This is a genomic window from Streptomyces sp. NBC_00829 (genome assembly GCF_045161795.1).
Taxonomy (GTDB): Bacteria; Actinomycetota; Actinomycetes; order Streptomycetales; family Streptomycetaceae; genus Streptomyces.
This window is the reverse complement of sequence record NZ_CP108867.1, coordinates 7,544,558-7,562,002: the sequence shown is the minus strand read 5'-3', so window position 1 is coordinate 7,562,002 and position 17,445 is coordinate 7,544,558. Positions and strand designations below refer to the sequence as shown.

13 protein-coding genes and 1 pseudogene are annotated in these 17,445 nt (G+C 70.7%); 6 read left to right on the top strand and 8 right to left on the bottom strand.

Annotated features, from left to right (window positions below; genetic code table 11):
* Positions 1-57 precede the first annotated feature (57 nt).
* Positions 58-426, bottom strand: coding sequence for a DUF4440 domain-containing protein (locus OG293_RS33930; RefSeq protein WP_406002561.1), 369 nt, complete (start codon positions 424-426; stop codon positions 58-60).
* Positions 427-458: 32 nt separating this feature from the next.
* Positions 459-983 (bottom strand): GNAT family N-acetyltransferase, encoded by a 525-nt coding sequence (locus OG293_RS33925; protein WP_406002560.1) that lies wholly within the window; start codon positions 981-983, stop codon positions 459-461.
* Positions 984-1,142: 159 nt separating this feature from the next.
* Between OG293_RS33925 and OG293_RS33920 the strand changes: the two are divergent.
* Positions 1,143-1,607: pseudogene (locus tag OG293_RS33920) on the top strand (VTT domain-containing protein); the annotation flags it as partial.
* Positions 1,608-1,782: 175 nt separating this feature from the next.
* Here OG293_RS33920 and OG293_RS33915 read toward each other — a convergent pair.
* Entirely contained in the window at positions 1,783-1,971 is a 189-nt protein-coding gene (locus OG293_RS33915) for a DUF5999 family protein (RefSeq protein WP_406003799.1), read from the bottom strand.
* 314 nt (positions 1,972-2,285) lie between these two features.
* On the opposite strand from OG293_RS33915, the gene OG293_RS33910 reads away from it, so the two are divergent.
* Positions 2,286-3,722 (top strand): PP2C family protein-serine/threonine phosphatase, encoded by a 1,437-nt coding sequence (locus OG293_RS33910; RefSeq protein WP_406003798.1) that lies wholly within the window; start codon positions 2,286-2,288, stop codon positions 3,720-3,722.
* Between the two features lie 184 nt (positions 3,723-3,906).
* On the opposite strand, the gene OG293_RS33905 is transcribed toward OG293_RS33910, so the two are convergent.
* Entirely contained in the window at positions 3,907-5,400 is a 1,494-nt protein-coding gene (locus tag OG293_RS33905) for a hypothetical protein (RefSeq protein ID WP_406002559.1), read from the bottom strand.
* A 233-nt stretch (positions 5,401-5,633) separates the two neighbouring features.
* Here OG293_RS33905 and OG293_RS33900 point away from each other — a divergent pair, with 233 nt between their 5' ends.
* Both OG293_RS33900 and OG293_RS33895 read left to right on the top strand, forming a co-directional pair.
* Positions 5,634-6,755: an aminoglycoside phosphotransferase family protein gene (locus tag OG293_RS33900; RefSeq protein WP_406002558.1), complete on the top strand. Its 1,122-nt coding sequence runs from the start codon at positions 5,634-5,636 to the stop codon at positions 6,753-6,755.
* Positions 6,756-7,128: 373 nt separating this feature from the next.
* Positions 7,129-9,057 (top strand): N-acetylmuramoyl-L-alanine amidase, encoded by a 1,929-nt coding sequence (locus OG293_RS33895; RefSeq protein WP_406002557.1) that lies wholly within the window; start codon positions 7,129-7,131, stop codon positions 9,055-9,057.
* An 81-nt stretch (positions 9,058-9,138) separates the two neighbouring features.
* Here the strand turns inward: OG293_RS33895 and OG293_RS33890 are convergent, their stop codons facing one another.
* The 4 genes from OG293_RS33890 to OG293_RS33875 form a co-directional block, all read right to left on the bottom strand.
* A complete protein-coding gene (locus tag OG293_RS33890; RefSeq protein ID WP_406002556.1) occupies positions 9,139-9,987 on the bottom strand; it encodes a fumarylacetoacetate hydrolase family protein in 849 nt (282 codons plus the stop codon).
* Entirely contained in the window at positions 9,980-10,936 is a 957-nt protein-coding gene (locus OG293_RS33885) for a catechol 1,2-dioxygenase (RefSeq protein WP_406002555.1), read from the bottom strand. Before OG293_RS33885 ends, OG293_RS33890 begins: the two co-directional genes overlap by 8 nt.
* Positions 10,929-12,416 carry an aldehyde dehydrogenase family protein gene (locus OG293_RS33880; protein WP_406002554.1) on the bottom strand — a complete coding sequence of 496 codons (1,488 nt, stop codon included), beginning with the start codon at positions 12,414-12,416 and terminating at the stop codon, positions 10,929-10,931. The genes OG293_RS33885 and OG293_RS33880 overlap by 8 nt, the downstream gene beginning before the upstream one ends.
* 244 nt (positions 12,417-12,660) lie before the next feature.
* Entirely contained in the window at positions 12,661-13,467 is an 807-nt protein-coding gene (locus OG293_RS33875) for an acetoacetate decarboxylase family protein (protein WP_406002553.1), read from the bottom strand.
* A gap of 223 nt (positions 13,468-13,690) precedes the next feature.
* Between OG293_RS33875 and OG293_RS33870 the strand changes: the two genes are divergently transcribed.
* Together OG293_RS33870 and OG293_RS33865 are read left to right on the top strand one after the other, a co-directional pair.
* Positions 13,691-15,046, top strand: coding sequence for a glutamine synthetase family protein (locus tag OG293_RS33870; RefSeq protein ID WP_406002552.1), 1,356 nt, complete (start codon positions 13,691-13,693; stop codon positions 15,044-15,046).
* 130 nt (positions 15,047-15,176) lie between these two features.
* Entirely contained in the window at positions 15,177-17,396 is a 2,220-nt protein-coding gene (locus OG293_RS33865; RefSeq protein ID WP_406002551.1) for a germacradienol/geosmin synthase, read from the top strand.
* Positions 17,397-17,445: the final 49 nt, after the last annotated feature.

Here is a 17,445-nt window from a genome sequence, read left to right as displayed (position 1 = left end):
CCGGACCACCCACTGGGCAGCGGCCCCGGACCTGCATCGGGCGCGGCGGTGGTCCGGCTACTCGGCGCCGATCAGCGTCCCCTGGTGGAAGTACAGCCGCCAGCCTTCCGGCCGCCTGCGCCACAGTGAACTCCGGCGTGCGCGGCGGCCACTCTGATCCGACACGTACGTCACCTGGACGAGGCCGGGGGCCAGCATCCGGCCCGTCAGCTCGCTGACCGCCGTGGTGGTCACCTCTTCGCCGGGTGCGGGCGTGGTCGCGCTGAGGATGGTCGTACGGTCCCAGCGCCTGCCCGACGCGCCGAATTCGACGAACTCCGGATCGAGCAGCCCGAGGACTTCGTCGGGCACGGCACGCACCGCGGGATCCAGGAGGCGCAGCTCCCCTTCGACGGCGGCATCGACCGACTGTTCCTCGTCATTCATGGCGCGAGCCTCTTCTGATGTGAAGGTGTCCGTCAAGCGGATACGGGGGGGCAGGCGGGCAGTGTCGCCTCGAAGGCGTAGCCGCATTTCTCGGCGACCCGGCACGAGGCGGGATTGTCCACCTGGTGGAGGAGTTCGAGCCGCTCCAGACCGTCGTCGGTGAACGCGTCCACGGCCCACGCCGTGACCGCTTCGAGCGCGCGCGGGGCCACTCCCCGGCCGCGGGCCGTGGCGCAGGTCCAGTAACCGACCTCGGCCGCCGCCGGCCCGGGACCGGGCCGCTTGACCACGACGTTGCCGACAAGTCGACCGTCGACGGTCTCGTCCTTCTCAAGGACGGCGAAGCTGAGATACGTGCCGTCCTTCCATCCCCGCCGGCGTATCTCCAGCCAGCGCTCGGCATCCTCGCGGCTCTCGACATTCGTCATCGTGAAGCGTCGCAACAGCGGGTCGCGGTACGTGTTCACCAGCGCTTCCAGGTCTGCTGCCTCCCACGGCCGCAGCAGCATGGCGGGCGCGCACTCCGTGGCGCGCACGGTCAGGACGGTGGTCGTCATCGTTCCCCCTCGGATCCGAACCGATCTTCCCGCAGGGGGCAGGTCAACACGCGGCGACGCAAAAGGTGTTGCTCACGGACGATCACCACTGCACTCTTGCGGGTGACCGCACGGGAGATCCATGATCGAACACCCGACCTTCCCGAGCTTCACACTTTTATGAATCTTCAGTATGGTGGAGTCATGTTACCCAGCCTGAGCGCGGAGTTGTTCCTCAACTCCCCGCTGGTCCTCGCCATAGCGCTCATCGCCGTGTGCTGCGATGCTCTGCTGCCGGTGATACCAAGCGGCACGCTCGTCCTCGCGGCCTCGCTGTGGGCGACGGCGCAGGGTGTCGACCCGCTCGCACTCGCCGCGCCGGTGGCCGCGGCGTCGCTGCTGGGGGATCTGCTGGTGGTACGGCTGGCGGGCAGGCGGCCCGCCCGGCGCGCCGCCGTCACGGCCGCCGCGGCACGGCTCGAAGAAGCGCTCGCCGGCCGGCTGGGCCGCACAACGGTCGCGGCCCGTTTCGTACCGGGCGGCCGGACCGTGCTGGCCCTCGCCGTGGGCGCCACCGGCGTCTCGCAGCGGAGGTATCTGGGCTGGTCGGCGACGGGAGGACTGCTCTGGGCGGGGTATCTCACAGGACTGGGCCGGCTCAACAGCCTCTGGTTCGACACCGCCTGGCTCGGCTTCGCGGTCTCCGTGCTGGCGTCGCTGGTGATCGGCGCATGCCTGGCGCGCGCCCTGTCAGTACGGAAGCACCCGGCCCGACGGGGTCCGCAGGTCCAGATCGCGGGCGGGCCTGGGCCGCACGGGCTTACGGATGCGGATCTGCGGAGCCTTGGCCATCGCACTCACCCTCTCGAGCCGCAGCGGGCACACGCTCTTCGGCCGGGCTCCGAGAGGACGCCGCCCGTCCGTCGGGCAACGGCTCACCCAGGTCCCCGAAGAGGATCACACCATTGCACAGAAGGCTCCAGCCCCGCTCGGAATGCGATACAGCGATACGGGCAGCACCACGCCCGGCGCCTCCGTCGGGCGGACAGGGACGCGGACGCGAACTCCTGGCGGACCTCCAACTCCTCGGGCCTACGGCGGATTTGCCGTAGGCTCTCGCGGCCTGTTAAGACCGTCAAGGCGCCTGGAACTCATCGCCCTCGCGGGCCGGGCCCCCCGCCGGGGGTGGCCTGTGACATATGACGAAGGCACCACCGTATCGAGTGTTGCCGAATCCCTTACGGGTCATCGCTCCCTGTGCAACAGTCGTAACCGGTCCTTTGTAGAGACTTGGCCGTGGCCGCGCCTGTATCGGAGTACGACATGCCGTCCCATGTGTTCGCGGACCGTCCCGCCCCACAGCCGCCCGAGCGCGGCGATGTCGACGCGCTGATCACACGGACGCGCCGGCTGCGTGGCGATGTGGACGCCGTCCGCCGGGACGCGGTGGCCGATGACGACGATCTCCAGGGACGATGGCAGCGGGCTCTGTGCGACCTGGCCGTTCATCATCTCGACGACCTCGGAGCGCATCTGGGACAGCTCAAGGAAGGTCTGCCCCAGGAGCCGCTGGAACCCTTCGAGGACGGGCTCGCCGCGTACGAGGCGGACAACGCCCAGAGCACCGGATCGCTCCTCAGCCGCGTCGGCAGCGCGGAGTGGAACCTCCTCACCGACGAGGTGAGCTGGTCCGACGAGCTCTACCAGATCCTCGGGCGCTCCCCGCGGAGCGGACCCATGTCCCTGGACGAACTGCCCTCCATCGTCTTCGCCGAGGACCAGGCACAGCTGACGGCGATGGTGACCGACTGCCTCGTCGACGGCCGCCCCATCGACGGGGAGTTCCGGATGGTGCGCACCGACGGCCGCGTCCGTACGGTCCACATGATGGGCGAGCCAGTTCTCGACTCCGACGGTTCCACCGCCTCGATGTGGGCAGTGCTCCGGGACGTCAGTGAGCTGCGCCGCAGCCAGCGCGCGGTGTTCGAGAGCCGTGACTCGCTCCAGCGCCGGCAGCACTTCGCGCAGACCGAGCACCGGCTCGCCGTCGAGCTCCAGGAGGCCGTGCTCCCGCCCTGGCGGGGCTCGCTGCAGTTCCCGCTCGACGGGCCCGCCGCGCTGGATGTCGCGGCACACTATCTGCCGTCCGCGAACAGTGCGCTGATCGGCGGCGACTGGTACGACGCGCTCCAACTGCCGGGCGGCGAATCGCTGTTGAGCGTCGGTGACCTCACCGGCCACGGAGTGACCGCGACATCGGCCATGGCCATGCTGCTGGGGGCCTTGAAGGGCATGGCGGTGGCGGGCATCCGTCCGGGGCCACTGATGGAGCATCTCAACCAACTGCTGGAGACTTCGGCGCAGCCCGCACTCGGCAGCGCGGTGTGCTGCCGTTACGACCCGGCGAGCCGGACCCTCTCCTGGGCGCAGGCGGGGCACCCGGCCCCGCTGCTGTTCCGCAACGGGACGGGGCGCGCGCTGACGCCGCCCGACGGGGTACTGCTCGGTGCCACGTCCGGCGCCGTGTACGAACAGGCCGAGGTCGAGCTGCTCCCCGGCGATCTGCTGGTCCTGCACACCGACGGGCTGACGCGCACGAGCGCAGCCGGGGACGGTGACACGGATCGGCTGCTCGCGCTCGCGGCGCGGTTCACCGAGGCCCGGGACGCGCAGGAGTGCGTACGAGCGGTCATCGAGGAGTTCGGTGAGGACGACCGTTCGGACGATGCCTGTGTGATGGTCGCGCGGATCGGCACGTAGCCGCGCGGCCGGCTTGCATACAGCCGCGCGGACAGGCCTGGAGGGGCGCACGCGCCGGTGGGCGCCGCGCCGATGGGAGCGCACACGCCTGTAGGCGGGTGCGCCGCTGCTCGATGTCCCGGTCCGGGAAACAACCTGCGGGTGCCGAATCGGACCGTGCGGGTGCCGAATCGCCGGACCGTTGTCAGATCTCCGCGCCCCGCGACTTCTTCGAGGGACTGTTGGGCAGGGCCAGTTGGATCTCCTCGCGCAGATCCTGGATCTTCGGATAGCCGGAGTAGTGCCCCGTCAGCCGGTACATCTCCCGCAGCCTGTCCCACGTCCGGTGCGAGGAGGTCTCCCCCATCGAGACGAGTGCCAGCCTGGCGTAGCGGTCGGCCTGCTCGGGGTCGTCGGCGATGAAGCAGGCCGAGGCGAGCGAGATGTAGTCGAAGATCTTGGAGCGCTGGCGACCGCCCGCGCGCAGCTCCAGTGCCCGCTTGGCGTGGCTCTGCGCGGTCGCCGCGGCGGACGGGTCGTGTTCGGCGAGCGTGCGGTACGCCAGAGCCTCCATGCCGTGCAGATCCGCCTCGTCGAACATCTGCATCCAGCTCGGCGGCGGCACGTCACCCTTGTCGGAGACGAACAGGTCCTCGGCCTCGCCGAGGGTGCGGCGCATGGCCTGGCCGCGGCCCATGGACGCCTGGGCCCAGGCCTCGATGGTGTGCAGCATCGCCTGGGTGCGCGGCAGGATCTGTTCACCCGAGCCGGACTTGGCGAGCTTCATCAGGTCCAGGGCGTCGTCGGGGCGGCCCAGATGGACCATCTGACGGGCGGCCCGGGAGAGCGCTTCGCCCGCGCGCGGGCGGTCGCCGCCCTCGCGTGCCGCATGGGCGGCGATGACGAAGTACTTCTGGGCGGTGGGTTCGAGGCCGACGTCGTGGGACATCCAGCCGGCGAGTACGGCGAGGTTGGCGGCGACGCCCCACAGGCGCCGCTGAAGATGGTCGGGGTGGCGGTAGGCGAGCATGCCGCCCACTTCGTTGAGCTGCCCCACGACGGCCTTGCGCTGGAGCCCGCCGCCACGGGCGGCGTCCCAGGCGCGGAACACTTCGACGGAGTGTTCCAGTGCCTCGATCTCCTGCGACCCGATGGGGGCGGCCTCATAGCGGTCGAACCCGGCGGGGTCGGCGTGCAGGGGACTGTCGATACGGGGGGCGTCCTGGGTCAGTGCGGGGTCGGTGTGCAACCAGTCGTGCATGGCGCTGCTGAGTGCGGAGCCTGCGGCGAGCGCGGCGCCCGCGCCCACCAAGCCGCGTCGGTTGAGCATGAGGTCCATTCCCGTGAATTCGGTGAGGACCGCCGCCGTCCGTTCAGGCGCCCATGGCAGGCCGTCAGGGTTGCCAGCTCCCTGGACGTCCCGCCGTCTACCTGCTCGCCCTGCGCGCACGAACCCGAGGTCCTCGATGGTCACGACACGGCCGAGCCGCTCGGTGAACAGAGCTGCCAGGACCCGCGGAACGGGATCGCGGGGCGTCTCCCCCATGTCGATCCAACGCCGCACCCGTGAGGTGTCGGTCGCCAGCTGCGGATGGCCCATGGCCGCCGCCTGCCGGTTCACGAGTCTCGCGAGTTCCCCCTTGGACCAGCCGGCCAGGCCGAACAGGTCACAGAGGCGGGTATTGGCTTCTCCGGTCACGTCAAGCCCCCAGGTTCTCGGCTGAGTTGACAGTAACCCCCTGTCAGATGCGTGGCGACTATTCGCCAGGGTTCGCCAGGGTGCGCCAGATGGTGTGCCACCCGCGGCCGGGTGTGACGTAGGAACGCGCCACCCCGGCCCGGCAGCCGGAGGCATTCCCCAGGGTGCTTGCCCGGCTGCCGGGGCGGGGCCGCGTACGCAACTTGTCGGCACACGAAGGGATCTGTCACCCCATGTACACAGCATCGTCCTCCGTGTCCGCCCCCCCTCGGCCGCAGCGGACCAGTGTTCCGGCCGGCACCGGGCCGTATCTCGACCCCACTCACACCGGGCGGACTCGACGGCCGGCGGGGACGGTCGGCCAACCCCTCAGCGGGAGAATCGACTTGTCCGGCCCTCAGGGCGCGCAGCTGCGCATGGCTGTCGCGGCGGTGCACCGCATCTGTCCGGAGTTCAATCCGGTCCAGGTGCTGCGCCGCAGCGGACGCTCCGTATTGATCGTCGGCACCACGGGTAGGACCACCGCGGTCGCCAAGTGCTTATTGGACCACTCGCCCGCCTGGGCGGAGCGGTTCCGCCACGAAATAACTGCATATCGCGCGTTCGTCCGGCACCGCCCACCCGTGCGGGTTCCGCGGCTCATCGCCGCCGACCCCGACAACTGCACGCTGGTGATCGAGCGGATGCCGGGCCGTGCGGCGGCCCTCGCACGGCACCCGGCGGAGGCTCCGCCCCGCGCCGATGTACGGGCCGTCCTCGGTGCGATCACGCGACTCAACTCCTGGCGGCCCCCCGCCGGAATGTTCGACGCCCCGCTCGACTACGCGTCGCGTATCGCGCGCTATCACGAGCTGGGCCTGTTCACCGACCGCGACCTCGGGGACCTGCAGAAGCTGCTGCACGGGCTGGCCCAGGCGGGCGGGCGGCAGGGCACGGGGCAGTTCTGTCACGGCGATGCCCTGCTCTCCAACATCCTGCTGTCGCCCACGGGCCCGGTGCTCGTCGACTGGGAGCACACCGGCTGGTATCTCCCCGGGTACGACCTGGCGACGCTGTGGTCGGTGATGGGGGACGCGCCGCTGGCGCGCCGTCAGATCAGCCAGCTGGCGCAGCAGGCGGGACCGGCCGCGCGGGACGCCTTCCTCGTCAATCTGATGATGGTGCTGACGCGGGAGATCCGTACCTACGAGACGGCCGTACAGCGGACGATGCGGGAGGCGCCACCCGCGGGCAGCGGTCAGCCGCAGTCCGGCGGACTGTCGGTCGGCGAGGAGCAGCGGTTGCTGCTGCGGCGGCTGCACGACGACTGCGCACTGGCCCGGCGGGCCGTGCGTGCGGCGGTCGGCACTCGCTGACCGGCCGCCACTGAGGGGGAAGCGCGCTGCGCGTCCAGTGCCGACACACTGGGCGCGCAGCGTACTGTGCTGTCCTCCCCCATGCCGGTGCGAGGCTTGGGGCCACTTTCCGGGATGTCGCAACACATAGCCCGGATACGCACATTGGTTTACTCCACTGACGCTTCGCAGGCCCGCGCGCCGTCCCGCCGAAACTCCGCGACACGCGCGTTGACGTGCGAAATCCTTGTGGCGGAGCGTGATTGACGGATCGTACGGAAGCCGATACCCCTGTAATCGAGCCCGACCCCGCAGGTCCGTCGCACACTGTCTGTCCCTGGAGGCTGCCTTGCAAGGATCCGCCCCCGAACGAGCGAGAAGTGCCCGCCGCCGGATGCTGAGGGCGGGTGGCGCGGCGGCCTCGACGGCCCTTTTACTGCCTCTCGTCTCGGCCGGCCCCTCGGCCACCGCCGGTCAGCGGCTCACCGACGGCGCGCTTCAGAGGGACTTCGCCGCCGCGGCCACGCGATACCGGGTGCCACAGAGTGTGCTGCTGGGCGTCTCGTACCTCCAGTCGCGGTGGGACACCCACGGGGGCGCGGCCAGCGTCACCGGCGGATACGGGCCGATGCATCTGACGGATGCCGGGACCGCACTGGCCGATGCGCCCCACCACTCGCACGGCAGCGAGGACCCGCGCGGCGACGAGGCACGCAAGGCGTGGAAGCCGGCCTCGGCCGAGCCGCCCCGGACAGGCGGGCTCCCGGCCCGGTTACAGACCCTGGAGCAGGCCGCCGAACTGTCCGGCTACAGCGCGGCGCAGCTGCGCGAGAACCCGGCCGCCAATGTGCGCGGTGGGGCGGCTCTGCTCGCCGATGCACAGAGGAAACTGGGCATGCCGCTGAGCCAGGATCCGGCCGACTGGTACGGCGCGGTCGCGCGCTTCTCCGGCGCGGACGACAGGGCGACCGCTACGGCCTACGCCAAGGACGTCTTCGATGTGATCCGCACCGGCCAGTCACGGACCACGGACAGCGGCCAACAGGTGGCGCTCGCCGCGGCTCCCGGGGTGAGCCCCGACCCGGCGCAGGTCGCACGCCTCGGACTGCGCACGGCCGACCCGGGCAGGAGCGAGTGTCCGCGGTCGGTGGCCTGCGAATGGGTCCCCGCGCCGTACGAGGAGTTCGGCGACGGCGACTACGGCAACCATGATCTCGCGGACCGGCCGGCGTCCCAGTCGGTGAAGTACATCGTCATCCACGACACCGAGGGCTCCTGGGACACCACGCTGAAGCTGGTGCAGGACCCGGCATATGTGTCCTGGCAGTACACCCTGCGTTCCTCGGACGGGCACGTCGCCCAGCACGTGCCCCTCAAGGACGTGGCCTGGCACGCGGGCAACTGGTACGTGAACGCCACGTCGGTGGGCCTGGAGCACGAGGGCTTCCTGGCCTCGCCGGACGCCTGGTACACGGAGGCGATGTACCGCTCCTCGGCCCGTCTGGTGCGGTATCTGGCGCAGCGGTTCGGCATCCCGCTCGACCGGCAGCACATCCTCGGGCACGACACCGTGCCGGGCACGACGGCCGCGACGATCCGCGGCATGCACACCGACCCGGGTCCGTTCTGGGACTGGGCGCACTACTTCCGGCTGCTCGGCCGCCCGTTCACCGCGACCGCGGGTCCGCGCAGCGGTGTGGTGACGATCCGCCCCGACTACGCGAGCAACCAGCCGCTCTACACGGGCTGCGCACAGGCCGGGCAGGCGTGCGCGCCGCACGGCTCGGGCGCGGTCCGGCTGCACATCGCTCCGTCCGAGGACGCGCCGCTGGTCAAGGACATCGGTCTTCGTCCGGGCGGCGAGGACTCGACGAAGGACGTCAACGACACGGGCGCGCGTGCCACGACCGGTCAGCGGTACGCGGTCGCGGGACGCCAGGGCGACTGGACGGCGATCTGGTACCTGGGGCAGCAGGCGTGGTTCCACAACCCGCGCCGGCAGCCGGTGGCGGTGGGGGCACGGGGCCCGCTGCTCACCCCGAAGCCGGGAGCGGCCGAGATCCCGGTGTACGGGCGCGCCTATCCCGAGGCCGCGGCCTATCCGGCCGATGTCCCGGTCCAGGCGATCTCACCGCTTCCGTACAGGCTTCTCGCCGGCCAGAGGTACGTGGTGGGCGGCCGGGTGCCCGGGGAGTATCTCTACGCGAAGACCTTCGACGTCACGGGGCACCGGGTGGTGCGGGGCAAGGAGGCGTACTACGAGATCCAGTTCGGGCACCGGGTCGCCTTCGTGAAGGCCGCGGACGTCCGTCTGGTGCGGTAACCGTACGAGCCGCGGTGCGCCACCGTACGTGGGGTCCGGTGGCGCACCGCTCCGACGGCCCCGCCCCGGCGGCCCAGAAGGTCAGGGCCGCCGGGGCGGGCGGATGCCGCGGAATTCCCAGTCGCCGCCGAGCGCCGTGGACAGGACCTCCTCGGACGCGGTGGGCTGGGCCCCGCAGTCGTCCCGGACGGGGGCCGGGCCGCTGACGATGTGATTGGCCAGCCTGCCGAGTCCCTCCACCTCGACCTCGACCAGGTCGCCGGGCTGTACCGGACGGGAGTTGGCCGGGGTGCCCGAGAGCAGGACGTCGCCGGGACGCAGGGTGATGGTGCGCGCGATGTCCGCGACGAGGTAGTGCATGTCCCACTGCATCTCGTCGGTGGAGCCGTCCTGGACGACCCGGCCGTTGACGTACGTACGAAGCCGTTTGCCGCGGAAGTCCCAGCCGGTGACGAGGCCCGGGCCGAGCGGGCACAGGGTGTCGGAGCCCTTGACCCGCAGCATGGAACCGGCGTCGGTGTCGCGGAAGTCGTGCAGGCCGTAGTCGTTGGCGACGGTGTACCCGGCGATGTACCGGCCCGCGTCGGCCGGGGAGACATTGCGGCAGGTGCGGCCGATGACGACGGCGACCTCGCCCTCGTAGTTGAGGTACTGACAGCCCTCGGGCCGGACGATCGCCCCGCCGTGGGCGGTGAGCGACGAGGTGGGCTTGTGGAAGTACGTGGGCGCGGCGGGCAGCGAGACCCCGAACTCCTCCACTCTGCTGCGGTGGTTGAGGTGCACCGCGATGATGGTGGACGGAACGACGGGCGGCAGATGGTGCGCCTCGCCCGTCCTCACCCGGCGGCCGTCGGCGGCGACGAGATGGTCACCGCCCACCACGGCCTCGACGACGGCTCCGTCGAGCAGGATGCGGCGGTGCTCAGCCATGGAAGGGCTCCTCATCCCGAAGGGAGTCGACGTGATGACGGGGGTCGTGCCGCAGGACACCGTCGGCTCGGGGGGCGGTCCAGCCGGCCGCCGGGCGGTCGAACCAGATGTGCACCTGGCCGGTGCCGACCGCGTTCTCGTAGGCGCTGTAGAGACGGCCGGGGGCACTGAGGCGCTCCTCGCCGAGGGCGCCGGCCATCGCCAGATAGTGGCCGAAGCGCGCCTCTGGCTTGTGCGCGAGGAAGTCGGGCATGGTCTGAAGGACCCGGTCGTGGCGCCCCTGGCCGAACCAGGCTATGCGCTGTTCGTCGGCGGCGCGCGCCTCGGGGGTGAAGACGTGGGCGGGGTCGCTCCCTTCGTGGTCGCGGATCTCGCGCAGCGGCCAGAAGGTGTGGGAGAGGGCGCCCGAGGCGATGAACAGGACCTTGCGGTCGGTACGTGCCGTGCCGTCGGCGATCGCGCGGCCGAGCCTGAGGTAGTCCTCGGTGTCCGCGGTCTGGCACACGCCGATCGAGATCCAGCGCTTGCCCTCGACGCCCAGGTACTTCCAGAGGTTGACGGTGGCGTAGAGGATCGGCAGGTACGGATCGTCGATCGGGGTGATCCAGGTGCCGTGCTTCTCGTCGTGTGCGGCGATCGCGTGGGCGAGTTCGGGGTCGCCAGCGAAGTCGTACGGGATACGGCACATTCCGCGCGGAAGTTCCTCGGACGTGAACAGACCGGCGCGGCGGCTGTGGCTGGTGACCACGAACTCCACGGTGGTGGCCCAGTGGGAGTCGAGCAGCACCACGGTGTCGTAGTCCGCCGTTTCGAAGATCTCGCTGCGCAGCCGTTCGAGTCCGGCGACGAGGGTGGTGTCCCGGCCGCCGTTGAGCTCCCGGCGGGTTGCCGCCTCGAGCATGATGGTGGGGACGTGGGAGATGATCCCGGCCCCGACGATCTCACCCATGGTGCTGCCAGCCCTTCGGCGCGGTGACGGTGTTCTTGACGTCGCAGTAGAAGTCGAAGCTCCAGGTGCCGCCCTCGCGGCCGATGCCGGACTGGCGCGAGCCTCCGAAGGGGGCCCGAAGGTCGCGTACGAAGAAGCAGTTGACCCAGACCGTGCCGGCGACAAGCTGTCCGCCGACCCGGCGGGCACGCTCGCGGTCGCCGGTGACAAGGGTGGCGGCGAGTCCGAATCTCGTGCTGTTGGCCAGCTCGACCGCCTGCTCGTCCGTGTCGAAGGTCTGCAGGGTCAGCACGGGGCCGAAGATCTCTTCGGTGACGATCTCCGCGCCGGGCTCGATGTCCGTGAGCAGGGTAGGGCGGTAATAGAGGCCGCCCAGCTCGGTGTTGGGGCCTCCGCCGACGATCGCGCGAGCCCCGGCGTCCAGCGCGCGCCGGACGAAGCCGTCGATCCGCGCGACATGGTCGGGGTGGATGTTGGGGCCGATGTCGGTGGCATCGTCGCGCGGGTCGCCCTGGCGCAGTGCGGCGGCCTTGGCGGCCAAGCGCCGGGTGAACTCCTCGGCGACGGAGGACTCGACGAGCAGTCTCGATGCGGCGAGGCAGACCTGACCGGCATTGTCGTACTGCCCGACCGCCAGGTCGGCGGCCAGGTCGAGGTCCGCGTCGGCGAAGACCAGCAGCGGTGACCTGCCGCCGAGTTCAAGGCTGAGCGGGACGAGGTTCACGGCCGCCGCTGCCGCGATGCGGCGGGCCGTGGGCACGGAGCCGGTGAAGCTGATACGGGCCACCTGCGGGTCGGAGGCCAGCGCGGCACCGGCCTCCTCGCCGTAGCCCTGGACGACATTGAGCACCCCGGCGGGGAGCCCGGCCTCGGCGGCGATGTCGGCGAGCAGCGAGGCGGTGAGCGGGGACCATTCGGCAGGTTTGAGAACCACGGTGTTCCCGGCGGCCAGGGCGGGGGCGACCTTCCAGGTGGCCAGCATCAGCGGGGCGTTCCAGGGGGTGATGAGCGCGCAGACGCCGGCCGGGTCCCAGGAGACGTGGTTGGTGTGGCCCCGGGTCTCGAAGTCGTCGTGGCCGAGGGTGAGCAGCCAGTCGGCGAAGAAGCGGAAGTTGTGCGCGACGCGGGGCATGACGCCGTGTCGGTGGGAGCGGAGCAGCGCGCCGTTGTCGGCGGTCTCGACGGCCGACAGCTCGTCGATGCGCCGGTCGACGCCGTCGGCGATGGCGTGCAGGATGCGGGCCCGCTCCTCGCGTCCGGTCGCCGCCCATGCCGGGAAGGCCGCCAGGGCCGCGTCGACGGCGAGCGCCGCTTCGTCCGCGCCCGCCCGGGCGACCTCGGCGAGCGGTGCGCCGTCGATCGGCGAGACGTCGGGGAAGGTGCCGGGGGATGCGACGCGTCGCCCGCCGATCCAGTGACGGGTGTCCACGGCGACTCCGGCGACGGTCGCCACCGCCGCCCTGTCGTGCCGTACAGGCATCGGAAGCCTCCACTCGTTTGGCTCCAAATAAACTAGCCAGCAGCTGACTGCCGAGTCAAGAGCCCCACCTTCGGCCGGGTGGACGCACGGCCCGTCCGGGAAGTGGGCCGCAGGTCACGCCACGCGCCGCACCCTCGCCGCCGCACCCACGCCGCAACGCCCTCGCCGCCGCGCCCGCCCCGGCCGGAGACCCCTGACCGACGCGCCCCTGCGACCGACGCGCCCGCCCGCGGGCCGGCCGACGCTACAGAGCCCCGGAGGTTCCGGACTCCAGGAGAGTGCCGCCGTCCCAGCTCACGCCCACCTGCCGGTAGTAGGCGCCGATCAGCTCATGCACCTCCAGCCTGGCCAGCTCCTCGGTCGGGGCACGGAACAGCCTCAGCTCCGCGTCGGCCGCCCAGGGCCGACCGCCCTCGAAGGACGCCGCGCCGGTCTCGATCAGTTCGTCCAGCGCCAGCCCCCTGCCCTTCTCGATCGACGGCAGCCATCGATGGTGAGCCATCGGGTGAGCATTGACGAAGCCGCCCTCGGCGGCCGGTTCCCGCAGGGTGATGACCGCCTCCGCCAGCCGCCGGTCGGCCGCGGCGAGAGTCGCCCCGAAGGACGCGCCGCCCTCGATCCTCGGTGCGGGTCCGTACGGATGAGGACGCGTCATATGGATCGAGCCCAGCTTCTTGGGATATCCCTGATGAAAGCCGCGGGCGACGGCGAAGTCCTTGTCCACCCAGATATAGACGCAGCGGGAGTAGGTCCTCCCCCGGTACGAGCACCGCACGACCGCGAAGGCCTCCTTGTACTGCGCGCGCACCGGGTCCAGCAGCTCCTCCTTCGAGTCGCCGCACGACTGCCAGTCCGCCCAGATCAGGGCGACAGCCCCGGGGTCCTCGTCGGCGAGCGCCAGCGGCTCCGGCAGCAGTTCGGCGACTCGCGCGGGGTCCGTCCGGTACTCGATGGTGATCAGGTCACCGGAGTAGTGCCACGGGGGAGAAGGGACGAGCGATGACTCGCCGGTGGCAGTCTTGGGGTGGAAGAATCCGCGAACGCCGGCCATGGCGCCTCCTTCGGCGACGAGGAGCATACATTGTTTGGCTCCATACGATATGCGACCAGTACGCCCCCTCCACAAGCCCTCCGTCCAGCCCCCGAGCCGGCGGACCCCGGAGACCGTGGGGCCCGCGACGCCCTTGCGGCGGATCCGGCCCCCTCGTATCGTTTGGCATCAAATGACACCCTGCGGTACTCCGTAGTCCGCCCCGTATCCGAGGAGAGACACGGTGAGCAGTGACCAGCCCGGACAGATTCAGCAGACGATCGAGGCGCTCGCCGCGCAGGGCATCGATGTCGTGCGCGTCTCCTACCCCGACCTCATCGGCTCCGACCGCGGGCGGGACATCCTGCTCCACCACCTGCCCGCCGCGGCGGCCCACGGCCTGGCCTTCTGCCGGGTGGTCTACCACACCGGAGCCCTGGGCGATCACTCCCACATCCCCGGCGGACTCGACGCAGGCATGCCCGACATCACCGTGCGACCGGACCTGAGCACCCTGGTCCCTTTGCCGTGGGAACCGGGCGTGGCCTGGTGCATCGGCGACGCCGTCGCTCCCGGTACCGGACTGCCCGCCCCGGAGTCGCCCCGCGATCTGCTGCGCCGGGCTACCGGGCAGCTGGCCGAGAGCGGGCACACGGCCGTCGTCGGGCCCGAGCTGGAGTACGTACTGCTCGACCCCGACCCGGACTCGCCCGTCGGCTGGCGCCGCTACGCCGCCGCGCCCGGCGACGTCTACACCGTCGGACGCAAGGGCGACCCGGACGGCCACCTTCTGCGGACCCTGCGCCATCTGCACCGGCTCGGCATCGGCGCCAGGGGCGGCAACAGGGAGTTCGACGGCGGCCAGTTCGAGATCAATCTCGACCACTCCGACGCTCTGGACGCCGCCGACCGGGCCTTCCGTTTCAAGGCGGCCGTCAAGGAACTGGCGCACGCCGAAGGCCGGCTGGCGACCTTCATGGCCAAACCTCTCAACGACGGCGGCGGTTCGGGCTTCCATCTGCACCTCTCCCTCGTCGATTCGGACGGCCTCAACGCCTTCGACGCGCCCGGACAGCCGTACGGCCTGTCCCCCACCGCCCGCCACGCCGTCGCCGGCCTGCTCGCCCACGCCCCCGCGCTCGCCGCACTGTTCAACCCGACGGTCAACTCCTACAAGCGCTTCGGCCCGGACACGGCCGCGCCCTGGCTCATCGACTGGGGCCTGGACCACCGCGGCGCCATGGTGCGGATCCCGCCGGAGCGCGGCAGCGCGACCCGGCTGGAGATGCGCCTCGGCGATGCCACGGCCAACCCGTACCTCGCCGTCGCCGGCCTGGTGGCAGCCGTCCGTCTGGGCATCTGGGCCGGAGCCGAGCCGCCCTCACCGACGGGTGGGTACGGCTACGATCCGGCCGGCTCCCCCAGGCTGCCCACCGGCCTCGGCGAGGCGCTCGACGCCCTCGAAGCCGACGACGAACTCACCGCGGCACTCGGCAAACCCTTTGTCGACTCCTTCCTGATCTTCAAAAGGGACGAGCTGGCCCGCTTCGGACGGCATGTCACCGACTGGGAGTTCCGCGAGTACGCCCGGCTGACCTGACACCACCCTTTATGGGCTTGTATGACTAATTGTCGTGATGCGTGGGCCGTACGGGCGACGGGTAGGGCACCGCCGTCCAGGAAGGAACGCGCCCTCGTGCGCGGATGCTCACCGAAAGGCCCTCGCTCACATGGCACAGCCCTTCGTACTGCCGGACTTCTACGTCCCGTATCCGGCGCGGCTCAATCCGCATGTCGAGGAGGCGCGGCGGCACACCAAGGAGTGGGCGCGCGGGATGGAGATGCTGGAGGGGTCGGGCATCTGGGAGGAGAGCGATCTCGACGCCCACGACTACGCCCTGCTGTGCGCGTACGCCCATCCCGACTGCGACGCCGATGTCCTCTCGCTCGTCACCGACTGGTACGTGTGGGTCTTCTTCTTCGACGACCACTTCCTGGAGACCTTCAAGCGGACGCTGGACCGTGAGGGCGGGAAGCGGTATCTGGACCGGCTGCCCGCCTTCATGCCGATGGATCCATCGGACGGCACTCCGGAGCCGGAGAACGCCGTCGAGGCAGGCCTCGCCGACCTGTGGGCACGGACCGTGCCGAGCATGTCGCAGGCCTGGCGGGTGCGGTTCGCCGAAGCGACCGAGCATCTGCTGAACGAGTCCCTGTGGGAGCTCTCCAACATGGACGAGGGGCGGATCGCCAACCCCGTCGAGTACATCGAGATGCGGCGCAAGGTCGGCGGCGCGCCCTGGTCGGCGGGGCTGGTCGAGTACGCCGCGAACGCCGAGGTCCCGGCGTCGGTGGCCCACGCGCGGCCACTGTGCGTGCTGCGCGACGCCTTCGCGGACGCGGTGCATCTGCGCAACGACCTGTTCTCGTACCAGCGCGAGGTCGAGGAGGAGCGCGAGAACAGCAACGGCGTCCTCGTCATGGAGACCTTCCTGGGCTGTACGACACAGGAGGCCGCCGATTCCGTCAACGATCTGCTGACCTCGCGACTGCAGCAGTTCGAGAACACCGCGCTCACCGAGGTCGGACCGCTGTGCGCCGAGAAGGGCCTCACCCCCGCCGAGACCGCCGCCGTGCTGGCCTACGCCAAGGGCCTGCAGGACTGGCAGTCGGGCGGGCACGAATGGCACATGCGCTCCAGCCGCTATATGAACGGCGGCGGGGTCGCGGACAGCCCCACGGACAGCGCCTGGGGCATGGCCGCCGCGTCCATCCGCTTCACCCCGCGCGCCGAGGCCCAGCGTCTGCGCCGCCACACCCATCAGCCGTACCAGCACGTCGGCCCGTCCCTGCTCCCCCCGTTCGAACTGCCCTACGACGTCACCCTCAGTCCGCACCTGGCCGGTGCCCGGGACCGGAACATCGAGTGGGCGCGGCGGATGGGAATCCTTGAGGCCCAGCCGGGGCGGCCCGGCTCGCACATCTGGGACGAGCGGCGCACACGCAACATCGATCTGCCGCTCTGCTCGGCCGGACTGCATCCGGAGGCGACGCCGCAGGAACTGGACCTGTCGTCGAACTGGCTGACCTGGGGTACGTACGGCGACGACCTGTATCCGGTGATCTACGGACGCAACCGCGACCTGGCCGGTGCCTGGGCGGCCAATGAGCGGCTGCTGCTGTTCATGCCGCTGGACGGGGAGCCGACGCCCGAGCCGGCCGACGCGATGGAACGGGGACTCGCCGATCTGTGGAAGCGGACGGCCGGCCCGATGGACGAAGCCTCACGGCGCACCTTCCGCACGTCGGTGGAGGACATGCTGGCGAGCTGGCTGTGGGAGCTGGCCAATCAGGCACAGCACCGGATCCCGGATCCGGTGGACTACATCGAGATGCGCAGGTTCACCTTCGGTGCGGACATGACCATGCGGCTGTGCCGGCTCTCGCACGGGGACCGAGTGCCTCCCGAGATCTACCGCAGCGGCCCCGTCCGCTCCCTGGAGAACGCCGCGGTCGACTACGCCACGCTGATCAATGACCTCTTCTCGTACCAGAAGGAGATCGAGTACGAGGGTGAGGTGCACAACGGCGTCCTGGTCGTGCAGCACTTCTTCGGCGTCGACTATCCGACCGCCGTGGACATGGTGCACGAGCTGATGAAGGGGCGGATGCGGCAGTTCCAGCATGTCATCGAGGTCGAACTGCCCGTCCTCTACGACGACTTCGCGCTGGACGCGGAGGCGCGGGAGATCCTGGACGGCTATGTGCACGAGCTCCAGGACTGGATGGCCGGGATCCTCAACTGGCATCGCGACTGTGTCCGCTACCGCGACGAGGATCTGCGGGCGGGGACCGGCGGCGCCCCGTGGCACCTCGCCGGCCCCACGGGGCGGGGTACGTCGGCGGCGCAGGTGCTGCGACTGCTGAGCGCTCAGCCCGCGAGCGCATAGGCCCGGGGACGAACAGGCCGCAGAGGAGGACCCGTTGACGGATGCGGCC